Annotated in this window: 2 protein-coding genes; one reads left to right on the forward strand and one right to left on the reverse strand. The window is 66.1% G+C overall.

Features of this window, described 5'->3' with window-relative positions:
* Positions 1 to 164: 164 nt before the first annotated feature.
* Positions 165 to 1,148 carry a hypothetical protein gene (locus tag SR3_RS30075; RefSeq protein WP_169805750.1) on the reverse strand — a complete coding sequence of 328 codons (984 nt, stop codon included), beginning with the start codon at positions 1,146 to 1,148 and terminating at the stop codon, positions 165 to 167.
* A 78-nt stretch (positions 1,149 to 1,226) separates the two neighbouring features.
* On the opposite strand from SR3_RS30075, the gene SR3_RS30080 reads away from it, so the two are divergent.
* Positions 1,227 to 2,930, forward strand: a 1,704-nt coding sequence (locus SR3_RS30080) for an acyltransferase family protein (RefSeq protein WP_068095059.1), incomplete at its 3' end; no start/stop codon positions are given.

Here is a 2,930-nt window from a genome sequence, read left to right on the forward strand (position 1 = left end):
AGGCAATCTCGATCAGGTGACGGCGCTTGCCGCCGATCCCGATGTCTTCGGGCGGGTCTATATCGGCTTTCTCGGATCGAGCTGGGTCTGGGGTGAACCCGCCCCTTGCAAGACCGCCAAGCTGTCCGGCGACAAGACCTGCTTTATGGTGAAGTGAGCGGCGATCAGCCCCGGGGCAGCACCTTCGCGCGGCTCAGCGCCTCGACCCAGGCCTTGGAGGCCAGGCCGTAGGTGGTGTCATTCATATGCACCTTGTCGGGCTGAAGGCCGATCCGAAGGTTGGGCTGGACGGTGAGGGGCCCCAGCGCCTCGCGCAGATTGGCGCCGGGGATCACGCGGGGGTTGCCGGCATAATAGGCCAGCGCGTCATGCCAGCCGGGGATCAGCCGTTGCTGATAGGCCTGCTCGATCTCCGGCTTGGCCGCGCCGCAGGTGAAGCCGATGGCGACATGCGCCCCGGCGGCCAGCGCCGCATCGGTGACGGCGATCAGGCCCTGCGCATATTGCACGCGTGACACGCTCCAATAGCTGCCCGCATCGCCCTGCCCGATCGAGATGAAGACCCATGGCTCGCCCTCATGCTGGCGCAGGCCCTGCAGGGCGGTGGCGACATAGCCGTTGGGATCGAACAGGCGGTCTCCGCTGCGGAAGACGGCATCGGGCACCTCACCGGCGCGGGGCGGGCCCATGTCCTGCCATTGCAGGCTGTCGCTGCCGGGAGACGCGCCGGGGGACTGGGTCGAGGTCAGCAGATGGGTGGTGGGATTGGGGGTCATCTCCTTGAAGATATGCCCCTCGGCCAGCACATAGTCGCCCTGGGCCAGAGTCATGCCCGGCTCCCAGACGCGCAGCGTGCCCGCCCAGCTATGCACCAGCGATGTCGCCCCCACCGCGCTGTTCCAGAACCACATCGAGACCCCGCGCTGCGCCGCCATGGCCTCCACCGTCGGCCACATCGAGTGCGCGCCGCCCTTGGGGCCGACAGGATCGTGCTGGAGGTCTTCGGGGATATCGGGATCGGGCTGTTGGCCCGCCCCGGCCTCATTCGACTGGCCGATGATTGCCACGGTGAGTGACCGCCCCGGCGCCGCCTGAACAGAGCAGCCTGTCAGAAACACGGCCAGCACGGGGACGGTGATCTGGGACATCGACATCGTCATGGTCTTGTTACATACTGGGATTTACATAGCTCAGCAACGGGACCGGTTTTGGCACATGAGAGCACTATGACGACGGCAGCGCGGGGTTACATCGCATCCATAACCGGTCTGCGGGCCATCGCGGTGCTTTCCATCGTCTTGTATCACGTCAATGCGCGGTGGATGCCCGGCGGCTTTGTCGGCGTGGATGTGTTCTTCGTGATCTCGGGTTTCGTGGTCGCCCATTCGGTGACCAGTGGCCGGCATGAGAGCTTCGGCGCCTATCTGGGCTGGTTCTTCAAGCGCCGTTTCCAGCGCATCCTGCCCGCCGCATGGCTCTATATCGCGGTGGCGATCCTGCTCGACATGCTGGTGATCCCGCGCACGCAGGCCACGCATTTCTTCGAGTTGACCGGCGCTGCCGCCGCCTTTGGCCAGAGCAACATCGTGCTTTTCGCCAAGAGCGGGGATTATTTCGCGGTCTCCAGCGAGTTGAACCCTTTCACCCACACCTGGTCGCTGGCGGTGGAGGAGCAATATTACCTGCTGTTCCCCTTCTTCTCCTATGTGATCTTCGCCAGCGCGCGCGCTTCGCAGCGCACGGCGCGGATCGCTCTGGGTCTGGTGGGGCTGGGCGCGCTGGTCTCTCTGGCGGCGGCGGCCTACATGACGCGGCACAATCCCACATTTGCCTTCTACATGATCCCCACCCGCTTCTGGGAGCTGGCGAGCGGCTTCCTGCTGCGCGTGGGCCTTGGCACGCCGCGCGGCGTGGCGATCGGTCAGGCGACGACACGCTGGCGCGATCTGCTGGCGGTGGCGGTGCTGGCGGTGCTGGGTTTCAGCCTTGTCCATACCGATCCTCTGCGCTTTCCCTTTCCCGGCGCGCTGGCGCCGTGCCTTGCCACGCTGGGCGTGCTGGCGCTGGTGTGGTGGCATCCCGACCACTGGCTGGACCGTGCCTTGTCTATGCGCCTGCCCTTGTGGTTCGGTGACATCAGCTATTCGCTCTATCTTTGGCACTGGGGCGTGATTGTGGCGCTGCGCTGGACCTGCGGCATCGATACCCTGCCCGCCCAGCTTTTCGCGGGCGCGGCGATGCTGCTGCTGGCATGGTTGAGTTACCGCTATGTGGAAAAGGCGTTCCACAATCAGCGCCATCGCCGCAGTCCGCCCTCCTTGCGGTTCTTTGTGAGCTATGGGGTGGCGGGCTGCCTTGTCGCGGCGATCTGTGTAGCGGGCTTTGCGGGCAAGCCGAGGCTGGGTCTGGCCGCCGCCGACAATCTGGCGCTCTGGGATCCCTATGGCGCGCCGCCGCTGCCGCCCGGCTGCCCCACCACGAAGCATATCGCGCCGCTGGGCGCGGGCATGGATATCACCTTCCCCACGCCCTGCACGAAGCCCGATGCGCGCCGCCTGTTCATCATGGGGGATTCGCATGCCGGGGCCTATCAGCGCACCGCATGGCGTCTGGCTGCGGAAGGGCGGTGGCAGGTGCATCTGCTGACGATGGGCGGTTGCCGGATGGTGTCGATCGTCAAGCTGCCCGACAGGACGGCCTGCGACAATTTTCTGGTTCTGGCGCAGCAAAGAATCGTCAAGCTTGGCAAGCCGGGGGATGTGGTGGTGCTGCCCGGCCTGCAGACCACGCGCTATTTGACCGGCGAGGGCCAGCCCCTCGCGCCGCGCCCGCTCGACCCGGCAACGATCGCGCTCAGCCGCCAGCGCGTGACGGCCCTGACCGCGCTGGGCATGCCGGTGATCGTCGAGGGCGCCAAGCCGCTAGTCTCG

Source organism: Novosphingobium rosa NBRC 15208 (assembly GCF_001598555.1).
GTDB classification, from domain to species: domain Bacteria; phylum Pseudomonadota; class Alphaproteobacteria; order Sphingomonadales; family Sphingomonadaceae; genus Novosphingobium; species Novosphingobium rosa.

Bases quoted from the DNA above. Each gene is read 5' to 3' on its own strand.
- SR3_RS30075 (WP_169805750.1), bottom strand. From the start codon at position 1,148: ATGTCCCAGATCACCGTCCCCGTGCTGGCCGTGTTTCTGACAGGCTGC.